Origin of the sequence: Legionella sp. (assembly GCF_965140895.1) — a bacterium.
GTDB lineage: Bacteria > Pseudomonadota > Gammaproteobacteria > Legionellales > Legionellaceae > Legionella.
Window position 1 is genome coordinate 114,582 of the sequence record NZ_CBCSKT010000060.1, and the last position, 23,427, is coordinate 138,008.

Sequence of the window (23,427 nt, forward strand, 5' to 3'; positions counted from 1 at the left end):
CAGTAAAAGCCAATTAGAAAAGAATAACTCTCAAAAGTTGTTACTCTTGGGAGTTAAGTCTATGCTTAGTTTAGGTAAAACAACAGTAGAGAGTCCTATGCACAGTCACAACGTCGTATTAATTACTGGGGGTACCGGTGATATCGGTACTGCAATCGCAAAACAGTTAAATGCATCTTCTAAGCATGTTTTTGCTCTTGATCTGGCTACTAAAGAGCATGGTATAGCCTGGGAAGAAGAGTTGCGAGAAGCTGGGTATCGAAATATAGCATTTCGACATATGGATGTGAGTGATTATGATCAATGCGAAAAAGTCATCTATTCCATTATAAAAGAGTTCGGTGATGTTGATGTTTTAGTAAATAATGCAGGTATTACGCGTGATGCGGTATTTACTAAAATGACGAAACAGCAGTGGGATGAAGTATTGCGAGTTAACCTTGATGGTATGTTTAATGTCACCCGTCAGGTTGTCGAAAATATGAGGGAACACGAGTCGGGAAGAATCGTTAATGTTTCTTCTGTAAATGCACAAAAAGGTCAGTTTTCTCAGGCAAATTATGCCGCCTCTAAAGCAGGTATCTATGGATTTACCAAGAGCTTGGCGCAAGAATTAATGAATAAAAACATTACGGTAAACAGTATTTCTCCAGGTTATGTGGATACACGTTTAATGAAGGGTATTCGTCCTGACATTTTGGAATCAATTATTGAGCAAATTCCTGCAAAACGCTTGGCACAACCGGAAGAAATTGCTTGGGTAGTTGACTTTTTAGTTGATGAGAGAAGCCGATACATTACAGGTGCAAACCTGAGTGTTAACGGTGGACTTCATATGTATTAGTTGCATTAATGAGTTATCTGTTCTTCACAATACGACTTTTTGATAAGATGGAGCATTGAGCTGAGAACAGATAACTCAGACTAGATCAACATTCATGAGAACGCTATGACTCGATTAATAAAAAAGTATAAAAATCGTCGCCTTTATGACACCGAAACCAGTCAATACATTACTCTTGAAGAGCTACAGCGTTATGTCGTAGATGGGGTGCAATTTACCGTTGAAGATTCTATGACAGGGAAAGATTTAACCAATACCATTTTGTTACAAATCATTGTCGAGATGGAGGCGGGAGCAAATCAATTTTTATCCTCAACAATTTTGCGACAGATTATTTCTTTAGCGAATCATCCGATGCATGCTTCGCTAAAAAAAATGATGGAGCAGATGTTCATGGCTATGGAAAAACCCCTACAAACCAATCCTTATACTCAAGCTACTGAAAACTGGAATCAGCAAATGCAAACGATAATGCAGCAGTGGCAGTCTTTATTTAAATCTTAAGTAAAAAGTACGCAATCGTTCAAAGTCATACCGCAGATAGTAGGTAGTGCAGCTCCGTCTACTACTTGCGCCTTGCAAGGTTCGGGATGATGCTCTATGTTGCACTGCAAAAAAATAATTTTCTAGTACATTGACAAGAATGTTCCCAATGTACTATTATTAAATTGTGCGATGCAGCATAATAGTGGAGAGTATCATGAACCAACCTAATTTTGAAAAATGGAGCGATATGGCTAAGAAATTACAAGAGCCTTTCCAAGCCATCGCTGAATTAAACGTTAAAACATTACAAGGTGTTACTTATATTAAACCTGAAGAACTTGCTGGTATAAAAAAGCCTGAAGAATTATTAGAAAAGCAAATTAATTTGGCTGTTGAAAATGGTCATAAGGCTTTGGATTATATGCAAAAATCTTTTCAAATTGTTGAAAAGGCAATGCTAAGTCTGGTTGAAGAGGCTAAAAAAACCGGATCGGATAAGCATTGATTATAAGTTTCTACCTACTCAAAAAGCCGCTATTTTAGCGGTTTTTTTATTTTTTATCTAAACGCCTCATTATTCACAATTAATTCCGTAGAGCAAACAAGTGCTTCGCTGCGGTGCAGCAAAAAATTTGCTAATCTATTGACAAAAAAAGAGATCATGTACTATTATTAAATTGTGCAATGCAGCATGCTCGGGGAGAATATCATGAACCAACCTAATTTTGAAAAATGGAGCGATATGGCTAAGAAGTTACAAGAACCACTTCAAGCCATTGCTGGATTAAATATGAAAACAATACAAGCGGTGACTTACATTAAGCCAGAAGAACTTGCAAAGATTAAAAAGCCTGAAGAGCTATTAGAAAAGCAAATTAATTTAGCTGTTGAAAATGGTCATAAGGCACTAGAGTATATGCAAAAGTCTTTTCAGATTTTTGAAAAGGCAATGTTAAGTCTGGTTGATGAAGCTAAAAAATCATCTTCATAGATTAGAAAAAGATGTGTAACTAAAATGACACTTGCTTAAGGTTGTTCTCGGCTTCTATAAACCAGGTAACACTTAAGTAAGAGTCATTTGCAACCAGGTTACACTTTTAAATATCGTAGGTTTACAAACCCCAATAAAGAATATCTTTTCTTAGCTCCGAAGAATGAGCATAGACCCCAGGAATATCAATAAATACACCATTAGTAATTAGTTTATCACTCATCTTTTGCGCACCAAATTGAATAAACTCTTTATGCGCCTGGCAAAGGATAATCGCGTCACATTGCTCTAAGGCTTCTAGATCAACCCAATCCATATCCATTTTTTCATGAATTACTAATGGGTCGCAGGCGAGGACATTGATGCCCATGGATTTGAGATTATCGTATAAATTAATTGATAAGCTGTGACGGATATCATTCACCTTTGCTTTAAAACTCATACCCAAAATGGCAATTTTGGCATTGGATATAACTATTTTTTGTTTAATGAGCAGCGTGGTTAATTTATTAATTATAAAGTAATAAAATTGTTGGTTTGTTTGACAGGCGCAGCTTATCAAATTATGGATACAATCTGAGGTACTGGCTTGGTAAATTAGGTAGTATGGGTCTTCAGGAATGCAATGTCCTCCAACTAAACCTGGAGTGTAAGGGTGGAAATTAGATTTTGTTTTTGCCGCATCTAAGACATCGTGAAATGGGATTTTCAGTTTATCCATTATCTGGGCAAATTCATTCATCAAGGAAATATTAACACTACGCTGGATGTTTTCCAGAAGTTTACTTGACTCAGCCACTTCAAGACTTGGTGCGCTATGCACTTTTATCCCGGGAATCAATTGGTACAGCTGTTCTACTTTTTCCAGGGCTTCTTCATTTTGTCCAGAAATAACTCGAACTGAGGTAGTGAGGAGGGTCAAATGTTCGTCTCCAGGAACGATACGTTCAGAAGCATAGCCAACAAAGAAATCAGCACCGCTAGTTAACCCGCTATTTTTATTAAGAATTGGGATTAATAATTCACGAGTTGCTCCGGGAAATACTGTTGACTCTAAAATAACGAGATCTCCTTTTTTTAAAACCGAAGCGACAAGTTTTGATGCGGTTTTCAATGGACGTAGATCGGGAATTTTGTGTGAGTTTATGGGAGTAGGTACGGAGATTAAATAATAGTTTGCTTCTTTTAATTGTTCATGGTCATGAGTAAAATTAATATTTTTGGTGTGAACCTCCGTAATTTCCATATTTTTGTCAATGCCAGAAGCCAGCTCGTTAATGCGTTGTTCATTGATGTCAAAAGCAATGACTTTGATTCCTGCATTGGAGAGGGTAAGTGCGCTGTGTAATCCAACATAACCAACCCCGATTATTGCAGCGATTTGCGTCATAATGTGCCTTCCGTATGGCGGTTCGTCTTAATAGGAAGTATAGATTATATTTTGCGTATTCTGTACATTTTGTTCGTCAAGTTGAGAGGAAATTGTAAGGATGGTGTGCATAATGTAGAGCCATTGTTTCAGGTGCAAGAATTAAATTTCGAGTCCTTATGTATTACGTTGCGCTAGTACTGGCTATGGTTCTTGATTTAAGAAAAAATCGATGGTTTCCTGTAATCCAGAAGATAAATCATGGGGCGTTACAAGGCCTAATGCATGCATTTTGTCAACGCAGCCCACAGAATGCAGAATATCATAGGAACGTTTGGGATCATGGATTGGATGTATATTTTTTCCCATAAGTTTCGCAATTTCAAATGCCAATCGATTGATGCTAATTCCTTTACCAGTACATATATTAACAAAATCGCCATTGGTATTTACTTTATTCATTGCGCGGACTAAAGTTTTGACTACATCTTTTACAAAAACAAAATCCCTGGTTTGATTGCCATCACCAAAAACTACCGGTTGTTCATCCTCTTTGAGTGCAAGAATAAACCGAGTAATGACTCCTGAGTAGGGTGAGTTTGGGGCTTGCCTTGGGCCATATAAATTAAACAGACGTATACCCAAGGTAGGCAATTGGAAATTTTTTCCTAATGCATAAGCATTTAACTCGACCGCTAATTTATCACAGCCATAAGAAGAAAGTGGTTTAACTAGTTGAGTTTCCTTGAGGGGAAGTAGAGGTGTCTCACCGTAAACAGCACAAGAAGAAGCATAAACAACAGGAGGGATCTTGTCGGCCTCAATAGCTAGTTTAAAAACAACTAAACTTCCTTGCAGGTTGGTCGCATGAAGGTGAAACCAATCCTCCATGGTCATAATTACCGAAGGAACACCAATTAAATGAAAACAGCCGTCAATATCTTTGAAATAAGGGCGAACCAGTTCTTCATCAAGTATGTTGGTTTTAATCGTTCTCGCTTGAGGGTGTACATAGGTCCCTGCAGAGAAGTCATCGATGACAGTAACCTCATGTCCTGAATCGATTAAATAATCAACCAAATGCGACCCTAAGAAACCAGCTCCACCTGTGACTAAATAGCTTCCCATTTTTGGTATCCTTCGAGATGGGTTATATATTGGGAGTATAGACTAATCAATCATCATTAATGTAGTAAATTCAAGATTTTTAACCATGATTTAAAATGAATAGCACGCAGATTATTTCCGGCTGGTGCACGGTTCTCGAATATACTATTTTCCTTGAGTGCAATTGCTCTGGTATAAACCGTTGATCAACGAGTTTAACCCCTTGGGGCGCGATTACCGTAATGTGACCCATTTTCTATTTTTTTCCGATATTCTCATCGAGACAAATTGCTTCAATACTCGTCAGATTGGTGGTACATTTTCCTCCATCTTTCAAGTTATAATGCCAGCGATGTCTTGGGCAGACTAAGCAACCATTTTCAATCCAGCCCTGTGATAAGTCGGCACCCTGATGTTTACAATATCTTAAAATAGAATACTGCTTCCCTTCATAATGAACGATGATGCGCTCGCGCCGTTCTAAATAAGATTGCATTAATTCACACAGTCTACCAATACTGCTTGCATCCAAAGAAATAAATCCATGAACCAGTGTATTATACACATCGGGTTTGCGAGACAGTTTTACCCTAAAGGTTAATGCGAAATCTGGCCAGTTCATTTCCTTTTTCAGTACTTTATGCACTTGCCAGGCGGGGGCTTCAATTAAGTAATAATGATGTGTGTCGAGGATGGTTTTGACTGTAGTTAAGGTTTTTTCCTTAAAATTTATTTGATACATTAAATCATAATCCTGAATTTTCCAATAAAGGGGGACCATTACCTCCTCATGGACCAATTTTAAGCATTTAACTTTTTCATCTAAATCCTCTTGCAAAGCTAAAAAAACTTGCTGTGGATTTATCTGATTATTTTCAAGCTCACGCCTATAAAAATAATCAGTATAATCATTGGCATAGGATTGAATGGTTTGATAAAAATCGGTATCGTTAAGTCGATTAGGTGCTAGATGAACCCATTGGGATGCCACAACATCCAAAGCATCTCCTGGCATCAACTCAGGCCATTTGGTGTTTGAATCTTTGCAACGCTCATTTAAAAACTCAATGAGCTCGCAAGTGCGGGGAAAAATATTAATCGGCTCAAAATTTTTATGAATAAGCATTGGATCTAAAAAGCAGGGAGGGCCGGCGGAAGGGAAATAAAACGTAGGTTTTACGGTTTCTATCGCGCGTGCCGTCAGTTCAAATTTCACGTTTTTTTTGCTCAATGAAATTTTTTCATAGCTGAGTAGATCATAGTCGTAACAGGTTGGATGCCAGATGGCCCCGGAAAATTGAGCTGCGAATACATCAATTGGTCCATATTCTTTGGTAATGCGTTCTAAGCGCTCGTTAATTTTACAATCATTTATATTTAGGAATGTTTTAGCATTTGCTTTGATTAATACGGCGGAATCGCATTCAAGCTCTGAATCAATAATAAATAGGGTTAAGCTAGAGCCATCTTGAAAAACCAGATTTTCCTTATCTTTTAGTTCAAGGATTTGCTTACACTGATAATTCATTTGCATTAAGGCATCTTTGACTATGGGATGCTGAAACTCGGCCAAAATAAGGGAGAAGTCTCTATTTTCTAATGAGTTTAAAAAAGCAGGATCAAAATGGTCTTTGTGTTCATGGCTGATGTAGATGTATTTTTCTTTTTGGCTTTTATTAAATAAATCAATAATATATTGGGCCATGTGATGATTTCTTGGGTATTGAAACCAAGAGGAGTCAAAGGCGCCAAAGGGTGATAACCATGGATCTAGAACGATAATAGTTGATGTGGTTTCTATACAAAAACCTGCGTGTCCTAAGTAAGTAATTATCATTTTATACCTATTTGTTTAAAGTAGGCTGCAATATCTGCAATGGTTGTGTCTATATTCCATTTATAAGTATAGCGGGTCAGGTTCAATAATTTGCTAATGTCTGGTTTGCGATCAGCGATGTAGATAAAGTCATTATGATAAACCTCATCGAACGGAATATGGGTAATCAGCGATTGGCTTGCACAAATTTTTTTTATTTTTTTTGCCAAGGTATTAATGCTGATATCTTCATTGAAACCAACATTCACTATCTCTCCGACAGAGGCCGGATTATTGGCGAGTCGAGCGATTAAATTAACGGAATCTTCCACATTGCAGAAGGATCTTTTTTGCGTCCCATCTCCAAAGACGGTAATGGGTTCATTATTCATGGCTTGTTTAATTAATCGCGGCACTACCATGCCATATCGAGATAATTGATTGCGTCCAACGGTATTAAACAACCGTAGAATAATAGTTGGAATTTGATGTTTATGCCAAAAAGATAGGGCAATGGATTCATCACTGAGTTTGCTAATTACATAGGAAGCATGGCTGGTGATGCTGCTTTCAATAATTAAGGGGGTATGCTCGCTCATAGTTTTGTGTTGATTCCCATAGACTTCAGAGCTGGATGCGATGATCACTAAAGGTTTGCTCTCTAGAGAAAGGATGGTCTCCATGAGTTTTAAGGTAGCAAAAATATTGCATTTTAAGGTTTCAACCGGGTGATTTAAGACATGAAACATGCCGACAACGGCAGCCATATGATAGATTCTATCGACACCAACCAGGGCTTGGGCAAGCCCTTTCCATTTGAGTAAGTCTTTTTTGTAGAAGGTAAAGCCTGGTTGTTGTTGTAATGCGTTGATGTTTTCGATTCTGCCGGTTGATAAATTATCAACAACAATGACTTCATCACCTTTTTGTACATGATATTTTGCTAAATTTGAACCTATAAATCCCGCACCGCCAGTTATTAGAACACGCATCATGGTCTCCAACGCTTTATCTCGTTTTTATTGAGCCCCGAATTCCGCAGAATTTCGGTGACGGTGGTTTTTTCTTTGCCGAGTTTTAAATAAATTTATTAAATTATAGTCGAAGGTTTAATATTTAGAGATTGTTAACGTGTAGCCCTATTACGCGATGCTAATAGGGGCTACACGTTAACATCATTATCCGGGTCTAACACGTAAGACAAGAAAAAACTTTTTAAGTTGCGGGCAAGAGGTTACAATGTATCTTTTATCAGGGAAGGTGTTTCTCTTTACTAAGGGCTGTTTATATCCTCGATACAGGGGCATTGAGTGATCATTTTTCGTTATTTAGCTAAAGAAGTGTTTGTCACTTTGATTGCGCTAACATCTATACTCGTTTTAATTTTTTTGAGTAATCAATTAATTCAATATTTAAATCGGGCTGCTTCAGGAAGCATTCCCGGGGTTATTATTATGAAATTAATGATGCTCGAATTACCAACCTTGTTAAGCTTGCTGGTTCCTTTAGGCTTTTATATTGCCATGCTTGTCGCTTATGGGCGTTTGTATGCCGAAAGTGAAATGACCGTATTAAGAGCTTGTGGTTATGGTTCAGGCCAATTGTTAAAACACAGTTTTTTTATGGCATCATTCGTTGCGGTAATTGTCGCTGCCGTGATGATCTGGGCTAGTCCATACATCTATATTGAACGTGCTAAATTATTACGTACTACCGGTATTCAAACCTTAGTACAAACCATCATGCCCGGGCGATTCCATGCGATTAATGATGGGCAGCAAGTTTTTTATGTGCAATCAATGAGTCGCGATCATACCCAAGCTGAGCAAGTATTCTTGGCAAAACGGAGCACTGAAAAGGAGAAGACTCGTTGGGATGTATTATGGGCCGATAAAGCCTATGCGGAAACGGACGTAAAAACAGGGGAAGACTATATTATCTTGCAAGATGGCAAGGAGTATCAAGGAACTCCCGGACATGCCAATTATCAAATTGCTGAGTTTGGCGAATATAAAGCACGTTTACCACATCCTATTGTCAAAATAAGCGATGATTTGCGCACCTTCAGTACGGCAAGTTTATGGCCATTAAATAATCCTGATCGCGCTAAGGCTGCGGAATTGCAATGGCGTTTATCCGTGCCTTTGATGGTCCTCACACTTACCTTAGTGGCAGTACCTTTGAGTCGTATTAATCCACGTTCGGGTAAATATGCTAAATTATTCCCGGCAATTCTTATTTACATCATTTATGCCAACTTAATGTTCATTGGGCGTAACGCCGTAGTTTCTGGGGTCGTTCCTCAATGGATAGGCTTATGGTGGATCCATATTCTTGTAGCGGCTCTGGGATTATTCCTAATCTGGCGTAATCAGGTGAAATTAGCATGAACATTCTAGATCGTTATATTGCAAAAACTGTTTTGATGTCCATTGGGATGGTTACCTTAATGCTGGTCGGGTTGCAGATTTTTATTTTATTTGTTGACCAGCTTGGTGATTTAGGGCGAGTTGATTATGGAATTATGCAGGCGGCTTTTTTTGTTCTATTGCAAATGCCTTATCAAGTCTATTTATTCTTCCCCATGGCCAGTTTGCTAGGTTGCTTAATTGGTTTAGGTATTATGGCTAATCATAGTGAATTAGTGGTGATGCGTTCTTCTGGGAAATCGATATTGCAAATCACCGGAGCGGTTTTAAAGGCATCAGTTCTCTTAATTGTACTGGTTACCATTCTGGGAGAAACAGTTATTCCATTCCTGTCTCATTATGCCAATGATTATAAAACAGCGGCGGTGAGTGGTGGGCAGACCCTAAGAACGTCCAAAGGGTTTTGGTTACGTAATAATAATGATTTTATTTCTGTAGGCCAGGTTTTACCTGGTTATGTATTACATGATATTTATCAGTTTCGCTTCGATGAACAGCGCCATCTACAAGTGGCTCGCTTTATTCGTGAGGCTAAATATACCGATCAAGCCTGGATGGCTTATGATGTGCAACAAACTGAGTTTAAGGGGGACAGTACGAGCGCGCAGACGTTTACAAGCATGCTTTGGGATGTGCCAGTAAAACCTAAGATTTTAACCATTAGTAGTATTGATCCCGATGAAATGACCTTACACGAGCTTAACCGTTATATTCGTGAACAAAAGCGCAGCCATCAAAATGTGCATACTTACCTGTTCGCATTTCTGCAACGAATAGTGCAACCATTTACTACAATGGTGATGATGGTCCTGGCGATACCCTTTATTTTTGGTCCTTTGCGTTCATCAACGATGGGATCCAAGTTATTGGTTGGTGCTGCGGTTGGATTCGGCTTTCATATATTAAGCCGTTTTTTTGGCCCGGTGAGTACTGTGTTCCAATTACCACCGGTATTAGCCGCTTTAGGACCGACGTTTATTTTTGCTGTGTTGGGGATTTATTTGATGACTCGGATGAGGTAGCTTCTGGCAGCTCCTCCGCTGTTGCCAACGGTACGTTATCCTGATTATGGAAGCTAGTCATACCCATGCACTCACGGTGTTCGGGATGACGCTTTCGCATTGCTACACAACCTGGCCTGCAGCCCATCCTGAAGACCAAGCCCATTGAAAATTGTAACCACCGAGCCACCCGGTTACATCTAATGCTTCGCCAATAAAATAAAGTCCAGGAACTTCATTCGTTTCCATGGTTTTTGAGGAAACCTCATTGCAATCAACTCCGCCAATGGTTACTTCGGCAGTGCGATAGCCCTCAGTCCCATTGGGCTTTATCTGCCAGGAGTTAATTTGTTTTGCTACCTGTTCTAAATCGCAATTGGCTAAATCAGCTAGTTTTTTTTCTGCCAGTTGTGGCGGAGTGAACAGTTCAACAACCCGTTTAGGCAGGTAATTGGCTAATATAGAATTTAATTGTTTCTGCGGGCTGGTAGTTCTTGCCGTTTTTAATGTTTCTAACAGATTGATTTCTGGAAGCAGGTTAATATCAATATGTTCCCCTGCATGCCAATAAGAGGATAATTGCAGAATAGCTGGACCACTTAAACCTCGGTGAGTGAATAGAGTATTTTCGCGAAACTCAATGCGTTCGTTTTTAGCAATACTATCGACACTAACTCCAGAGAGTAGGGCTATTTTTTCCTTTTCAGTAACATCCAAGGTTAGGGGAACTAAGCCTGCACGTGTAGGCCACACCTTCATGCCAAATTGTTCTGCCACTTTATAAGCAAAGGGGCTTGCCCCCATGGTGGGAATGGATAAGCCACCACTGGCAATAACCAATGATTGGCACTGGAATGTTCCTTTGGTGGTATGCAGTTTAAACTGTTCGTTTTTTTGAATTTTCTCAATACTGGTTTGTAACTGGATTTTGCTACCCGCTTTATCACATTCTTTTAAGAGCATGTCGACAATGTCTTTCGACTTATTGTCACAAAATAATTGACCCAGCGTTTTTTCATGAAAGGGAATGGAATGCTTTTTAACAAGAGAAATAAAATTCCATTGCGTATAGCGTGATAAGGCGGATTTAAAGAAATGAGGATTGTGGGAGTTATATTTTTCAGGCTCAATGTAATAATTAGTGAAATTACAACGGCCACCACCAGACATTAGGATTTTTTTGCCGACTTTATTGGCATGATCGAGCACCAGTACTTTTCGATGGCGTTTGCTGGCTTCAATAGCACACATGAGGCCTGCAGCACCGGCGCCAACAATAATGACATCTACTTCTTCCATACTTAGGACTACTCTAATTCTAGGGATACTTCTACTTTTCTATGCCAAATAACCTGGGCTAATTCCGTAATTTCACAATTGAGTAAGAAGGGCGATGTTGATGTTGTGTCTAAGTTAGTACAGATCAAATTATAACGACCTTCTTCTGAACTGGGCCTTAGCTTTCTCACCAGGGTTTCGCCTGTGATTAATTTAACAATACAGAAGGTGCCAACATAGCGATCTGCGTAATCAACAGGAACTAACTTACCGCCGACATAGTCTCCAATTGCATAAAACGGTTGCATAGAGTCATCGGTAATTACCGTAATAATGGGGTTTTTATTTTCCGTTTCAAAGAAATTAATCTCGCGCAGAATAGCATCTTTTTCTGCAATGGAGTTGAGCGAGAACTTATTAATTGGCCTTGGGGGGAGGCCCTCGCCATTTATAAACCATTCTGGAGATGTGATCAGGCCGCAGTCAAATAATGTTTTCACATATTTGATCATGCTTTTTTTAGGTACAGGGTATCTACCGTCTTCCCACGCTTGAAGTGTTGCAGCAGAAAAACCACACTTATCTGCAAACTCGCGCCGGGAAAAACCCAACTGCATCCTTACGCTTTTAAGGCGTTCTCCGACAATTTTATAAAGTTCTCTATTCAAATCTAATTCAAATTCTAACATAGAAAGAATCTTAAATATTAATGATAAAATGGGACTAACTTATTTTATTTTTAATATTTATCCATTACAGTACATCATCTATTGTAATTAGTGGGTTCTCGATGTCAATTTTTTTAAATAAAAGATTACATAAAATAGGATGTCTGCGGCATAAGTATAGACTAATTTGAAAAACAAAGGTTATTTTGTATATAAATTGTACCGAAATAAGAAAAATTAATTAAGTTAGTAGATATCAAAATTTATTATTTTTCGGTGTTCGATATATTGATTTTAATTGACAAATGAATATTTTATTCGGTTATTCAAAAATTCAGTCGGATCTGTCTTAAGTGTAAATCTCTGCAACGGGCTGTCGCGTTGGTATTCTGGTTATTCTCTTCAGCTTTGTAACAACAGTACGTGTATGGGATTAAATTCAAATATTATGGCATGTAGTTAAATTTGCATTTTGAATTGGAAATTTTTTCAACCGTCATTAATACTTGATATTAATGACGGTCCTTGATTCAAGGTGGCTATTGTGAATGAACTGGATATTTTAAAGTTATTTTATGATGAGATGAAACTTCTAGGAGTTACCCGTGATCAAGTGTTTTTAACCATTGAAGACGAGGCTGCCGCGGTATTATCGCAGAAACTTAATATGTCTGTTACTGTAGAAGAGGCACAAAAATTAACGGATATTTGTATTGCCAATGAATGGTTAGAGCGCACCACCGCTGACCCTCATTATAAGTATTTATCCTTGACTGATGCAGGCCTACAGATTGTCCTGGCGAATGAGTACAGCTAATTTGTTAAAGAATCGCAATCAAAGGTATAAACCTTAAGCAAAAATCGGTAAAATACATCACTTTATTTTTTTAGTTGTTGCCATGCCAAAACGAACTGATATTAAATCCATATTGATACTTGGTGCAGGCCCTATTGTTATTGGACAAGCCTGTGAATTTGACTATTCTGGCACCCAAGCAGTACGGGCGCTAAGAGAAGAAGGGTATCGAGTTATTCTGGTTAATTCTAACCCCGCAACGATTATGACAGATCCGGAATTAGCTGATGCAACTTATATTGAGCCAGTTTCCTGGAAAGAAGTCGCACGGATTATTGAAATTGAACGTCCTGATGCTTTACTGCCCACGATGGGGGGGCAAACGGCTTTAAATTGTGCTTTGGATTTGGTTCGTGAAGGTATTTTGGCAAAATACTCCGTAGAAATGATAGGTGCTACGCGAGAGGCAATTGATAAGGCAGAGGATCGCGAAAAGTTCCGACAATTAATGATTAAAATTGGTTTGGAAATGCCTCGCTCTGCTATCGCCCACTCTATGGAAGAAGCCTTTCAGGTGCAAGCGCAATTAGGTTATCCCGCAATTATTCGCCCTTCATTTACCATGGGTGGAAGCGGTGGTGGTATTGCGTATAACCGTGAAGAGTTTGAAGAAATTTGTGCTCGCGGTTTGGAGCTGTCTCCTACCCACGAATTACTCATTGATGAGTCGGTATTGGGTTGGAAAGAGTATGAAATGGAGGTGGTGCGTGACAAAAATGATAACTGCATTATTGTCTGTACTATTGAGAATCTTGATCCGATGGGGGTGCATACCGGGGACTCTATTACGGTTGCGCCAGCACAAACTCTAACGGATAAAGAATATCAACGCATGCGTGATGCAGCGATTAAAGTCTTACGCGCAGTGGGTGTAGATACTGGCGGTTCAAACGTACAGTTTGCGATTAATCCTGAAGATGGACGTATGCTGGTGGTGGAAATGAACCCCAGGGTTTCGCGCAGTTCGGCTCTTGCTTCTAAAGCGACCGGTTTTCCGATTGCCAAGATTGCCGCAAAATTGGCGGTTGGCTACACGCTTGATGAATTGAAGAATGAAATTACCGGTGGTAAGACTCCTGCCTCATTTGAGCCGAGCATTGATTATGTGGTTACTAAAATACCACGTTTTAATTTTGATAAATTCCCACAAACCTCCGATACTTTAACGACGCAAATGAAGTCGGTTGGGGAGGTAATGGCGATTGGTGCTAATTTCCAGGAGTCCTTACAAAAAGCCATTCGTAGTTTGGAAACCGGGCGTTGTGGTTTACACCCGATATTCAAGAATGACGATTTAGCGGAATTACGAGGCCATTTACGTGAGCCCACGCCCGATCGCTTATGGTATATAGCGGATGCATTTCGTCACAATTTGTCGCTTGAAGAAATTCATATGGAAAGCCGAGTTGACCCATGGTTCTTGGCACAAATTGAAGAATTGGTACAGCTTGAGCGTTCTATTCAAGACAAGAAGCTTAATGAACTAGATAAGACAACGCTGAGACGATTAAAACGCCGAGGTTTTGCTGATGCGTATTTGGCGCAACTAGTAAGTTGTACTGAAGATGAACTACGTGCTTGGCGTAAAGAGCTTGGCGTGTTACCCGTGTATAAGCGTATCGATTCCTGTGCAGGTGAATTCCCCAGCGATACCGCATACATGTACTCCTGCTATGAGAGTAGTTGCGAGGCCCGTCCAGACAGCGATAAGAAAAAAATTATGATTATAGGCGGCGGTCCTAACCGCATTGGCCAGGGAATTGAATTTGACTATTGCTGTGTGCATGCGGCAATGGCATTAAGAGACGCTGGATGCCAAACCATTATGGTAAATTGTAATCCAGAAACGGTTTCTACAGATTTTGATACGTCCGATCGCCTGTACTTCGAACCAGTAACGCTTGAAGATGTGCTTTCCATTGTGGATGTAGAAATGCCAGATGGGGTAATTGTTCATTATGGTGGTCAAACTCCATTAAAATTGGCGCGTGCTTTAGAGGAGAATGGTGTGACCATTATTGGTACCTCACCTGATGCAATTGACCGGGCAGAAGACAGGGATCGCTTCCAGAAACTGGTTACGGAATTACATCTACATCAGCCAGAAAATGGCACGGTACGTAGCGAGGCAGAAGCTATTGCTTTAGCGAACAAAATTGGTTATCCATTGGTAGTTAGACCTTCCTATGTTTTAGGCGGAAGAGCTATGGAAATAGTCTATCAAGAAGAAGATTTACGGCATTATTTATCTCATGCAGTGGCTGTCTCTAATGATTCACCAGTATTGCTGGATAGATTCTTGAATGATGCCATTGAAGTGGATATTGATGCAGTTTGTGATGGCAAGGATGTCTTGATTGGTGCGGTCATGGAGCATATTGAACAAGCAGGAATTCACTCAGGTGACTCTGCCTGTACATTGCCACCTTTTAGTTTGAGTGTGGTAGTGCAACAAGATCTGATGGAACAAATGCGCCAAATGGCATTGAAATTAGGTGTAGTTGGTTTAATCAATGCGCAATTTGCAATTCAAGCTGATGATATTTACGTGTTGGAAGTGAATCCACGTGCATCACGCACGGTTCCCTTTGTATCCAAAGCGACAGGCTTGCCTTTAGCGAAGATTGCGGCACGTTGTAAGTTAGGTATGAGTTTAAAAGAGCAGGGGTTAAGCCAAAATCATCATATGCCGGCATTTTACTCCATTAAGCTGCCGGTTTTTCCTTTTATCAAGTTTTCTGGAGTTGATTCGATTCTTGGTCCTGAGATGAAGTCAACGGGAGAGGTAATGGGGATCGCGAGACGTTTTGGACAAGCATTTGCCAAAGCACAATTAGGTGCAGGGTGTAACATCCCCAAACGGCGACGTGCTTTTGTTTCAGTACGTGACGCGGATAAGACTAGGGTGGGAGAGATTGCAAAACGCTTAATTGAATTAGGTTTTGAAATCATTGCCACTCGGGGTACGGCTTTAGCATTACAAGCGGCAGGGGTTGATTGCCGCCGAGTATTTAAAGTTACTGAAGGACGTCCCCATGTATTGGATTTCATTAAAAATAATGAGATTGATTTCATTGTAAATACTACTGAAGGTAAGCGAGCGATTGCCGATTCTTTTGCAATCAGACGCAATGCCTTACAGCATAAGGTGAGTTATACGACGACCCTTTCTGGTGCTGAAGCAGCATGTCTTGCAATGAAATATGAAGACCGAGAGACTGTAACTCGTTTACAGGATTTACATTAACTATTGGTATCATTAATTGGGGGGCAGTGGTTCCATTGCCCCTAAACAATCTCTATTCTGGTCTAGGGGAGACAACCGGAATGGAGATTCAATCAGGTATCTTTACCAGGGAATTACATTTAGAGGTTGATATGAATAAACATCCCATGACAATACAAGGTGCAGAAGCACTGAAAGAAGAATTACAACGTTTAAAATTTGTCGATAGACCACGTATTGTAGAATCGATCGCTACGGCACGTGCACATGGCGATTTAAAGGAAAATGCTGAGTATCATGCTGCGCGCGAACAGCAAAGCTTTAATGAGGGTCGTATTCAAGAATTGGAAGCAAAACTATCCAATGCGCAAATTATTGATATCAGTAAATTAGCGAATAATGGTAAGGTGGTATTTGGCTCAACCGTGACGGTTTGTCATATCGCCACAGATGCACACATCACCTATCAGATCGTTGGCGAAGATGAAGCAGATATCAAACTGCATAAAATTTCATACAGTTCACCGATTGGTCGCGCACTTATTGGTAAAGAGTTGGATGATGTCGTAACAGTCAATACGCCAGGCGGCATGGTTGATTACGAAATCATGGATGTACAGTATATATAACTATCCTGCCTATATTTTTTTACAACTATTTATATCACCATGTAATTAAAAACATCCCTGCGGTTGGGTTTTATAGCCCAACCTATAATTTTATACTTATGTCTTTATTAGGGTAGAGGGGCTGGAATCATTAGCTAGAGATAGCAATATGTGCCTCAAGAAGGGTGAAAAATAGAGCAATTTCGTAGCCCGTATTACGACCAGGTCTAATACAGGCTACGAATAGTCCTAAGATTGAAAATCGTTTTGCTGAATACCACCAACAACCCAGGCGCTGTTGCCATCAAATTGGCGGAAATGCCAGATTTCATCTAATTGCGTCATAGGCTCATCATTTTCTTTAACTGAACCTGTAAAGTGTACGCTGGCAATATAAGAATTAGTTTGTCTGGAGATATCTAATAATTCTGCTTCTAAAGTAATTACTTCAGTTTTATTGGGCTCATTGTCACGCTCGTCCAATTGCATTTTAATTTCAGCAAATACTTCAGGAGCAGTAAACTCTCTTAGATCTTGAGTATTCTTTTCATCGTAAGCAGCTTGCAGGCGATTAAAAGTTACTTTAGCTTCGCGCAAAAAGCTTGCTGGTGAAAAGTCAGCTGGAACGTCTGCCGCGCTGCTACTGTTGGGGCTGGCATTGTTAAACGCTTGAGTAAAATTGTTAAACGGACTTTGTTGCTGGTTAAATGCACGATTTTGCTGTCCAGTTTGCATTCCCGGCTGCACGCGTCTGCGGAAAAAGTTAACCGCAAAAAATATGACTGCGCCAACGATTAACCAAGTCAGTATGCCAGTGCCGAATCCATGCCCCATAAACAGGCTGGTTAATAGGCCGCCAATTAATAGACCACCTAGGAGTCCACCCCATTTGCTGGTGTTGTTAGCACGTTGTCCTAATGGTGTTGTTTTTTGCACTTTATTCGGAGAGTACATACTGCTTTGTGAGCGTTGCACGCCAAAACTTCTGCCACTTCCAAAGCGCTTGGCTGCGGCTTCATTAATGAGCAGACCAAAGCTTAGTATAGTGATAAGTAAACAGGAAATGAGAGTACGCATAGTATCTGACCTTTCTTTAAATAGGGAGTTTAAGTATATATGAACCAAGGCTATTTTTCCCCTTTGTGGGCAAAAAATAAGCTATAAATAATAAAGTAGTTATTGAACTTACCTTTTGATGGTCAATAGATGCGCAAGTTTCTTGAGGTTAGTTTATTTTGAGTCCTTATCTTCCATTGTAAAGCAAAATATCAGCAGAAGAGTAAGTGCGTTTTATAATACGAGACGGGATGATAAAGATAATCCAATAATCCTGTTCCAAGAGATGCAAGCAGAAGCCATGATAGTTAAGATTATGAATAATATCATCCAATTAAGGGAAACTTATGCGGTTGAACTACAGAACTACCATGAAATGGCAATTCAACCGGATTTGCTAAATCCATTACACGAAGTGTCAGCAGAACATTTTATATTGCAGTGAGAAGAGGTGTTTGCACCGACCTCTATGGGAATTGCGATGAATGAGTTTCTCTCTTATCAACCTAAAAAGAATATTGTTTATTCTACCCAAGATAAATTAGAGGCTTTGCAGGATTTAGTTAATCGCATTGAAGTTGAAATCGAACATTGCCAAAATCAAAAGCGAACGAATCCTAAGATGACCCGCTATGAGCATAAAATTATGGTGTTAAATGCTACCAAGAATTATATCTCTGACAATATTGATATAGATATTTTAAATGCTTATAAGCAGCAATATCCTAAATGGGATAAGGCCTTCGGTAAATCAAATACGAAGGAGCTTGTTGATGAAGCATTTGAGTTGAAAGAAAAGAGACGGTCATTAGGCATAACGTATAATTAGTGAGTATATTTTAGTCAAAATCCAAAAAACACACCCGATCTGGGTTTAATTATTACATAATGAATGAAAATAATTCAATCTTTCGGGCTTTATTAAAGATTCATAATGTTCTCTTAATGTTTCCTTGTTATAATCCCTCAAAATTTAGTCCAATATCACCCTTGTTGTGGAGAATAATTATGCCTGGTTTTTTTAAGCGTCCTGATCCTGAAAAGAATTTTTTCTCTAATTATATTGATCATCTTCATGCTTTAATTCTGCATGGCGGGGCTCTTTGGGAGGAGGCTAAAGGGTTGAGAACATCAGTTGAACAGCAGAATTTTATTGAGAAAGTATTCGGTGATCGCAACCTTATATTGCAACCTCTACGTGATGGCCATGATTATATGGACGAAATTATGGGGGCTACAGTTTTGCCTACAGTGGCGTTAATGACCGCGGCTGGTGCCCTCGTAACTGCTGTATGGGAAGGTGCTCAAGCTTTAGCTATTCATTGGGGCCTTGCTCGTAATGACCATACAGACCATGCACGAAATGCTCTGCTTTTCGTCTTGGGAGCCGCTGCAGCACTCACCATTTCTGTGCTGTCTTTTATTAAGTCATGGATTAGCTTGGTAAGTCGTCCTATTGCTACTATAGAGCAAGGTTTCGCCAAACAAGATGCACCTCGTTTTTATAATGAGGATAAAGATCCTGTTGTTGAGGCGGCTAGAGACGGTGTTAAAGGGTTGGTCGATAGCGCTGCGAATGCTCTTACTAGTTTTATTTAGCCATAATATAAGAATGCTGGGGGGTTAAGCCCAGCATTCTTAATGCGTTAAACAATAGCCTCATTTAACACAAAACCATTTAAAATCCCCGGAGTAAACGGGTTTACCTGATTATTGGTTTTTAATAAATAACGCCCCGAATTACTATTCACTTCAAAAAGAATTTGCAAACTTGAGCTGTCTTGCTCATCAATTAACACATTTACTTTTTCCAGAAGTTTAAATAATGCCCAATTACCGTGCTCTGCCAATTCATAGTGCTTGCCATCAATAGAATCCAAGGCGAGTTTGACATTGGGTTGAGGCCAAATAAAGCGAATATGCGATTCGCTGCTTTGATTGTCTGAGATTTGCGTATGCCCAATTTCCAGAACCAGGCTTGCTATTACGGGATCCAGATTTATTTTTTGTAAGCTGAAGTCGATGCGACTGTCATTACTGCCATTGGGGAAAAACATATTCGTAATTATATTCGCACGCATGAGCGCATCCAGAGTTTCCGTGGCGATAGGGAGAACGGAGTCATTAACTGCCTTAGGCTTCCATTCGGCAGAGGAGGTATCCAGGAACGGTTTAACAAATTGCTCCGTAAAGGAATTTAATGAACCATTGGTCGCGAAAAAGTGGTTAAAATCAGCAATGGCAATTTCTTCGGGCTGATTCGCGTCCAAAGGATAGCGTCTGGCAATTCGATTTTGGAACTCCTGATAAATCGTTTGTTGCCATTGTTGATTAATGTACTTACGGCTGTCTTTGAGTAAGAGGCCCCAAGTTTCACCGGCTAATTGTTTCGCCCAACTGCTTAATGGTTCGGGTAACTGCCGCCCTTGATTAAAGAGTAAGCTCACCGGATCCGAAGCTGTATCACTCATAAAACGCGATCTAGTTATATTAAACGCGGTTTTTCCACCGTCATTAATCATCGATAGAGTTGAAATGAAACGATCCAGCTCTTCTATTTTTATGCTTAATTCTTTAGTGCCGGAGAGGCTCATTAAATTTAAATCGGTAAACTGGCTGGCAATTGCCTGGTTAAATAAGGATGATTCGTTGCTTAAATCCGCTTTGGTTTCTTGCTGTAATAAGCCAACTAACGAGGTGACGGCATGCGATTGTTCCAAGCGTTTAGCTACTTGGCGGCCTTCCTGATAATTCTGATAATGCGCGGGTTGTGAGCGGCGCATAAAGGTTTGCCACCAGGTGACATAATCGTAGCTATAAGCTTGGGTGAGCATCTTAGGCAGATCAGAGATGTCCTGACGTGCAAGCACCCAGTTTTCTTTTTGCAGATTTTGGCTCATCTCGGGAATTTTCTTGATTATCTCGTTAAAACCAGCCCGGGTGTAATAAACAGGCAATTCATCGGTCGCTAAAATAAATCCATCGGCAGTAATTTTTTGGCGTGTGCTGGGGAAGGATTCTTTGGCAATGGAGTAATAAAGATAGCTGCTTGGCAAGGCATTTAAATAATTGCGTGCATCACTGACCACTTGCGATTTCATTAACATTTCTTTAGGCGGTTGGCTTAAAGATTGTTTGAGCAATGCCATTTGTTTTTGCAATTCTGCAGCGGGCAAATTATGCCATTGGGAACTAAACCAATCGTGAACCTGGGTTGCAGAAAAATGTTCGGGTTGTCCTAACATCAGATACACTTTAAGGGCATTATAACGGGCAATAGGGGTATTGCCCGGGCTACTAATGACGCGCTCCAGTTCCGCTGTGATTGCGGGTAAAAACTCACCTTGTAAGCGACTCTGAGTCTTATTGTGCAAATTCGATTTTAATTGATGCACTGTGGGCAAAGATAAGGGATTACTGGAAACATTAGCTAATTTCTTAGCGGCACTCGACAGGTGATACAGCGCTTGCTTGCCTTTATCTTTTTGACTAATCAATGCATCATAAGCCAGCAACTCTTTACTGGCCGCATCTAATAAATGCACGGCTTTATAATGATGGTAACTTAAAATGCATAAAGTAATTCCAGCAATACCTGCGGTAAGTGCAACCAAAGGTTTTTGGGAAAACTTACGTGCTTGAGGGACTTGGCTGCATTGTTCCTGTATGGATTTTAAAGCACCTTCAACAAAATAGGCTCTAAAATTAGTTGCTTGTGGGAAGGTATCCTGCACCACCAAAGCATATTCATGCTGGATTTTCTTATTTAAGCGGTCAATACTGACCCCACTTTGTTCCGCACTGGTAAAATAAATCGAGTGCAGTTGAAATAGTTTGGGCGAAATTCCTTGCAGCAGGGAATGAATTGGAGGGCGTAAGCTTGCCATTTGAATAGGGAACTCACGAATTAAGCTGCGTCTCATCGTTGAACGAGCAGGATGCATTTTGGGGATTACTTGTTGCTCCAAAGTTTCAAGCAACTGATTGAATTGTGAGGTAAATGTTTCTATTTTTTTGTGTAATTCATTCACGCAATCTAATGAAAAACCTAAAGGCTTTAGTAACTCGGAAGCATGATTTGATTGATAAAACTCAGTAAAACCGGCCAATGTATCCATTTTGGTGAAAATCAATGCTAATTCCACCGGATAACCCAGGTTAACTCCCCAGCGCTCTAATAATTGTAAATGCGCCTTTCTTTTCTCGCCAAATTGATTGCGGTCACTAACGAGTAGATCTTCGACATCAATACACAGTACTACCCCGGTAATTTTAAGGTAACTACTGCAACGATTGAGTTGTTTTAAGGTATTTTGCAGTAAGGTTTTACTGTTGGTAAACCAGCCTTCACCAAGCTCAACAATAATGCCGCAGGGATTAAAATAAACTTTGGCATGTTCTTCACTGAAGACCGGCATTTCTTCCATATTGCTTTGCTTTAATAAAGAAGATTTACCTTGAGCATGTTTTCCGGTGATTACGATAAACGATAATTGGTTGCTTTGTGGTTTTAATCGCGAGAGTGTTTTTGTAATTGCATCACATAATGCATGTAAAGAGTTGTCCATTATTTATCCAGCAATGCAAGTTGGGTATGACCAATCAAAACGGCTTTTGCTTTATTTTCTAATAAAATGTGGCTGGTAAAAAAAGCAAGCGACACAATCGCTGTAGCAATGGTCACAGTTAATATGGCGGTTTTATAATTTTTCTTCACGATTTTAGGCATGGGGTTTTCATTAAATAAACGTTGTGGTTTGTGAAAGCGATGCTGTTGCGTGATTTGGTACAGATCTTCAATGTAATTATCTAAAACTTGCCGCCCATCGGCTTTTAGATGGTAGCGTCCTTCAAACCCAAGTATAAGTAAGTAATACACCAGTTCAATCAGATCAAGATACTGATTAGGCCGCTCTTTAACGTAGTCGACAATTTCAAAGAAACGGTCTTGCGGCTGGGCATTATCGTTAGTTAGTGGGGTAAATGCTTTGAATTCAGCAGTGATATTATAGACACGCATGTAACTTTTACCGAGCATTTCATCAATGGTTGCTGAAACCAGGTAGTATGCAATACCGATTAATGCTTCTGGGTATTTCGAGGCATGGAGCTTACTGTGAAAAGCCAATAGTTCATGCTCAATATTATCCCTGATATGGTCAACCGGGGGGAGGGCTGCGCTTAAACACAGACGCTCTAATAGTGATAACAATGGCCCGGTTGCGGCAACTAAGGTATTGGTTGAAAAGGGAGCAATAAATAATTTAGAGCGATAGTAGCCTTGTGGGACAGGCAATGGACCCGAATTCGTGACGGGATTACTGACAAGTGAGGTGGAGTAAAGCTCAGTTGTCATCGTGTAGCTCCTAAATGGTTTTTTGCTCTGTCATCCATACTGATGTGCAAAAACTATAAATTCAAAAGAAGATGATAATACGTTATGTAATGCTCTGAGTTCAAGTACAGTTGAAGGGGAATTTAATTGCTGCTGGTTTTTTGTGGTCTGGTGGTTAGCAATTACATCCTCGTCTTTTCTGCCAACGCCCGTTGGGTATATAAGTTGTGGGTTTTGGCCAATCTACCCCTCATTGGAAAATTTCTTTAACTTAATGGGCGCGCTGCGGGACGTAGACAAGGGTAGAACATTTTATTTTGGCACAAATCCTCGCATCAATCACCTTGTGCTAATACG

21 protein-coding genes are annotated in these 23,427 nt (G+C 39.8%); 12 read left to right on the forward strand and 9 right to left on the reverse strand.

The window, feature by feature from the left end:
- Nucleotides 1–97 precede the first annotated feature (97 nt).
- The 4 genes from phbB (at nucleotide 98) to ACQY7T_RS08115 (ending at nucleotide 2,321) form a co-directional block, all read left to right on the forward strand.
- A complete protein-coding gene (gene phbB / locus ACQY7T_RS08100) occupies nucleotides 98–844 on the forward strand; it encodes an acetoacetyl-CoA reductase (RefSeq protein WP_428412551.1) in 747 nt (248 codons plus the stop codon).
- Nucleotides 845–949: 105 nt separating this feature from the next.
- Nucleotides 950–1,348, forward strand: coding sequence for a polyhydroxyalkanoate synthesis regulator DNA-binding domain-containing protein (locus ACQY7T_RS08105; protein ID WP_428412512.1), 399 nt, complete (start codon nucleotides 950–952; stop codon nucleotides 1,346–1,348).
- Between the two features lie 196 nt (nucleotides 1,349–1,544).
- Nucleotides 1,545–1,835 carry a phasin family protein gene (locus tag ACQY7T_RS08110; RefSeq protein ID WP_428412514.1) on the forward strand — a complete coding sequence of 97 codons (291 nt, stop codon included), beginning with the start codon at nucleotides 1,545–1,547 and terminating at the stop codon, nucleotides 1,833–1,835.
- Between the two features lie 204 nt (nucleotides 1,836–2,039).
- The gene (locus ACQY7T_RS08115) at nucleotides 2,040–2,321 is read left to right on the forward strand and encodes a phasin family protein (RefSeq protein ID WP_428412515.1); all 282 of its coding nucleotides are present in this window, start codon (nucleotides 2,040–2,042) and stop codon (nucleotides 2,319–2,321) included.
- Between the two features lie 121 nt (nucleotides 2,322–2,442).
- On the opposite strand, the gene ACQY7T_RS08120 is transcribed toward ACQY7T_RS08115, so the two are convergent.
- The 4 genes from ACQY7T_RS08120 to ACQY7T_RS08135 all read right to left on the reverse strand — a co-directional run bounded on the left by ACQY7T_RS08120 (nucleotide 2,443) and on the right by ACQY7T_RS08135 (nucleotide 7,608).
- Nucleotides 2,443–3,711 (reverse strand): nucleotide sugar dehydrogenase, encoded by a 1,269-nt coding sequence (locus ACQY7T_RS08120; RefSeq protein ID WP_428412516.1) that lies wholly within the window; start codon nucleotides 3,709–3,711, stop codon nucleotides 2,443–2,445.
- Nucleotides 3,712–3,894: 183 nt separating this feature from the next.
- Entirely contained in the window at nucleotides 3,895–4,818 is a 924-nt protein-coding gene (locus ACQY7T_RS08125) for an NAD-dependent epimerase/dehydratase family protein (protein WP_428412517.1), read from the reverse strand.
- A gap of 235 nt (nucleotides 4,819–5,053) precedes the next feature.
- On the reverse strand, nucleotides 5,054–6,634 hold the full coding sequence (locus tag ACQY7T_RS08130; protein WP_428412518.1) for a Rieske 2Fe-2S domain-containing protein: 1,581 nt from the start codon (nucleotides 6,632–6,634) through the stop codon (nucleotides 5,054–5,056).
- The gene (locus tag ACQY7T_RS08135) at nucleotides 6,631–7,608 is read right to left on the reverse strand and encodes an NAD-dependent epimerase/dehydratase family protein (protein WP_428412519.1); all 978 of its coding nucleotides are present in this window, start codon (nucleotides 7,606–7,608) and stop codon (nucleotides 6,631–6,633) included. Before ACQY7T_RS08135 ends, ACQY7T_RS08130 begins: the two co-directional genes overlap by 4 nt.
- A 315-nt stretch (nucleotides 7,609–7,923) precedes the next feature.
- On the opposite strand from ACQY7T_RS08135, the gene lptF reads away from it, so the two are divergent.
- The gene (lptF, locus tag ACQY7T_RS08140; RefSeq protein ID WP_428412521.1) at nucleotides 7,924–9,003 is read left to right on the forward strand and encodes an LPS export ABC transporter permease LptF; all 1,080 of its coding nucleotides are present in this window, start codon (nucleotides 7,924–7,926) and stop codon (nucleotides 9,001–9,003) included.
- Nucleotides 8,994–10,064, forward strand: a complete 1,071-nt coding sequence (gene lptG, locus ACQY7T_RS08145; protein WP_428412552.1) for an LPS export ABC transporter permease LptG — start codon at nucleotides 8,994–8,996, stop codon at nucleotides 10,062–10,064. The genes lptF and lptG overlap by 10 nt, the downstream gene beginning before the upstream one ends.
- Nucleotides 10,065–10,166: 102 nt before the next feature.
- On the opposite strand, the gene ACQY7T_RS08150 is transcribed toward lptG, so the two are convergent.
- On the reverse strand, nucleotides 10,167–11,342 hold the full coding sequence (locus ACQY7T_RS08150; protein ID WP_428412523.1) for an NAD(P)/FAD-dependent oxidoreductase: 1,176 nt from the start codon (nucleotides 11,340–11,342) through the stop codon (nucleotides 10,167–10,169).
- An 8-nt stretch (nucleotides 11,343–11,350) separates the two neighbouring features.
- Entirely contained in the window at nucleotides 11,351–12,010 is a 660-nt protein-coding gene (locus ACQY7T_RS08155) for a helix-turn-helix domain-containing protein (protein WP_428412524.1), read from the reverse strand.
- A 523-nt stretch (nucleotides 12,011–12,533) separates the two neighbouring features.
- Here ACQY7T_RS08155 and ACQY7T_RS08160 point away from each other — a divergent pair.
- From ACQY7T_RS08160 to greA, 3 genes are all read left to right on the forward strand, one after another.
- Nucleotides 12,534–12,806, forward strand: coding sequence for a hypothetical protein (locus ACQY7T_RS08160; RefSeq protein ID WP_428412525.1), 273 nt, complete (start codon nucleotides 12,534–12,536; stop codon nucleotides 12,804–12,806).
- An 82-nt stretch (nucleotides 12,807–12,888) separates the two neighbouring features.
- Entirely contained in the window at nucleotides 12,889–16,092 is a 3,204-nt protein-coding gene (gene carB, locus ACQY7T_RS08165) for a carbamoyl-phosphate synthase large subunit (protein ID WP_428412527.1), read from the forward strand.
- A gap of 131 nt (nucleotides 16,093–16,223) precedes the next feature.
- A complete protein-coding gene (greA, locus tag ACQY7T_RS08170) occupies nucleotides 16,224–16,700 on the forward strand; it encodes a transcription elongation factor GreA (RefSeq protein WP_428412554.1) in 477 nt (158 codons plus the stop codon).
- A gap of 228 nt (nucleotides 16,701–16,928) precedes the next feature.
- Here the strand turns inward: greA and ACQY7T_RS08175 are convergent, their stop codons facing one another.
- The gene (locus ACQY7T_RS08175) at nucleotides 16,929–17,756 is read right to left on the reverse strand and encodes a Tim44 domain-containing protein (protein WP_428412528.1); all 828 of its coding nucleotides are present in this window, start codon (nucleotides 17,754–17,756) and stop codon (nucleotides 16,929–16,931) included.
- Between the two features lie 142 nt (nucleotides 17,757–17,898).
- On the opposite strand from ACQY7T_RS08175, the gene ACQY7T_RS08180 reads away from it, so the two are divergent.
- From ACQY7T_RS08180 to ACQY7T_RS08190, 3 genes are all read left to right on the forward strand, one after another.
- Nucleotides 17,899–18,180, forward strand: coding sequence for a hypothetical protein (locus ACQY7T_RS08180; RefSeq protein ID WP_428412530.1), 282 nt, complete (start codon nucleotides 17,899–17,901; stop codon nucleotides 18,178–18,180).
- A gap of 6 nt (nucleotides 18,181–18,186) precedes the next feature.
- Entirely contained in the window at nucleotides 18,187–18,564 is a 378-nt protein-coding gene (locus tag ACQY7T_RS08185; protein WP_428412531.1) for a hypothetical protein, read from the forward strand.
- 179 nt (nucleotides 18,565–18,743) lie between these two features.
- Nucleotides 18,744–19,334 carry a hypothetical protein gene (locus ACQY7T_RS08190; protein ID WP_428412532.1) on the forward strand — a complete coding sequence of 197 codons (591 nt, stop codon included), beginning with the start codon at nucleotides 18,744–18,746 and terminating at the stop codon, nucleotides 19,332–19,334.
- A 47-nt stretch (nucleotides 19,335–19,381) separates the two neighbouring features.
- Here ACQY7T_RS08190 and icmF read toward each other — a convergent pair whose 3' ends face one another.
- A complete protein-coding gene (icmF, locus tag ACQY7T_RS08195; RefSeq protein WP_428412533.1) occupies nucleotides 19,382–22,303 on the reverse strand; it encodes a type IVB secretion system protein IcmF in 2,922 nt (973 codons plus the stop codon).
- Nucleotides 22,303–23,091 (reverse strand): type IVB secretion system protein IcmH/DotU, encoded by a 789-nt coding sequence (icmH, locus tag ACQY7T_RS08200; RefSeq protein ID WP_428412535.1) that lies wholly within the window; start codon nucleotides 23,089–23,091, stop codon nucleotides 22,303–22,305. The genes icmF and icmH overlap by 1 nt, the downstream gene beginning before the upstream one ends.
- Nucleotides 23,092–23,427: the final 336 nt, after the last annotated feature.

Coding starts and splice junctions, on each gene's coding strand:
- phbB (WP_428412551.1), top strand. CDS start 98: ATGCACAGTCACAACGTCGTATTAATTACTGGGGGTACCGGTGATATC.
- ACQY7T_RS08105 (WP_428412512.1), top strand. CDS start 950: ATGACTCGATTAATAAAAAAGTATAAAAATCGTCGCCTTTATGACACC.
- ACQY7T_RS08110 (WP_428412514.1), top strand. CDS start 1,545: ATGAACCAACCTAATTTTGAAAAATGGAGCGATATGGCTAAGAAATTA.
- ACQY7T_RS08115 (WP_428412515.1), top strand. CDS start 2,040: ATGAACCAACCTAATTTTGAAAAATGGAGCGATATGGCTAAGAAGTTA.
- ACQY7T_RS08120 (WP_428412516.1), bottom strand. CDS start 3,711: ATGACGCAAATCGCTGCAATAATCGGGGTTGGTTATGTTGGATTACAC.
- ACQY7T_RS08125 (WP_428412517.1), bottom strand. CDS start 4,818: ATGGGAAGCTATTTAGTCACAGGTGGAGCTGGTTTCTTAGGGTCGCAT.
- ACQY7T_RS08130 (WP_428412518.1), bottom strand. CDS start 6,634: ATGATAATTACTTACTTAGGACACGCAGGTTTTTGTATAGAAACCACA.
- ACQY7T_RS08135 (WP_428412519.1), bottom strand. CDS start 7,608: ATGATGCGTGTTCTAATAACTGGCGGTGCGGGATTTATAGGTTCAAAT.
- ACQY7T_RS08150 (WP_428412523.1), bottom strand. CDS start 11,342: ATGGAAGAAGTAGATGTCATTATTGTTGGCGCCGGTGCTGCAGGCCTC.
- ACQY7T_RS08155 (WP_428412524.1), bottom strand. CDS start 12,010: ATGTTAGAATTTGAATTAGATTTGAATAGAGAACTTTATAAAATTGTC.
- carB (WP_428412527.1), top strand. CDS start 12,889: ATGCCAAAACGAACTGATATTAAATCCATATTGATACTTGGTGCAGGC.
- greA (WP_428412554.1), top strand. CDS start 16,224: ATGAATAAACATCCCATGACAATACAAGGTGCAGAAGCACTGAAAGAA.
- ACQY7T_RS08175 (WP_428412528.1), bottom strand. CDS start 17,756: ATGCGTACTCTCATTTCCTGTTTACTTATCACTATACTAAGCTTTGGT.
- ACQY7T_RS08190 (WP_428412532.1), top strand. CDS start 18,744: ATGCCTGGTTTTTTTAAGCGTCCTGATCCTGAAAAGAATTTTTTCTCT.
- icmF (WP_428412533.1), bottom strand. CDS start 22,303: ATGGACAACTCTTTACATGCATTATGTGATGCAATTACAAAAACACTC.
- icmH (WP_428412535.1), bottom strand. CDS start 23,091: ATGACAACTGAGCTTTACTCCACCTCACTTGTCAGTAATCCCGTCACG.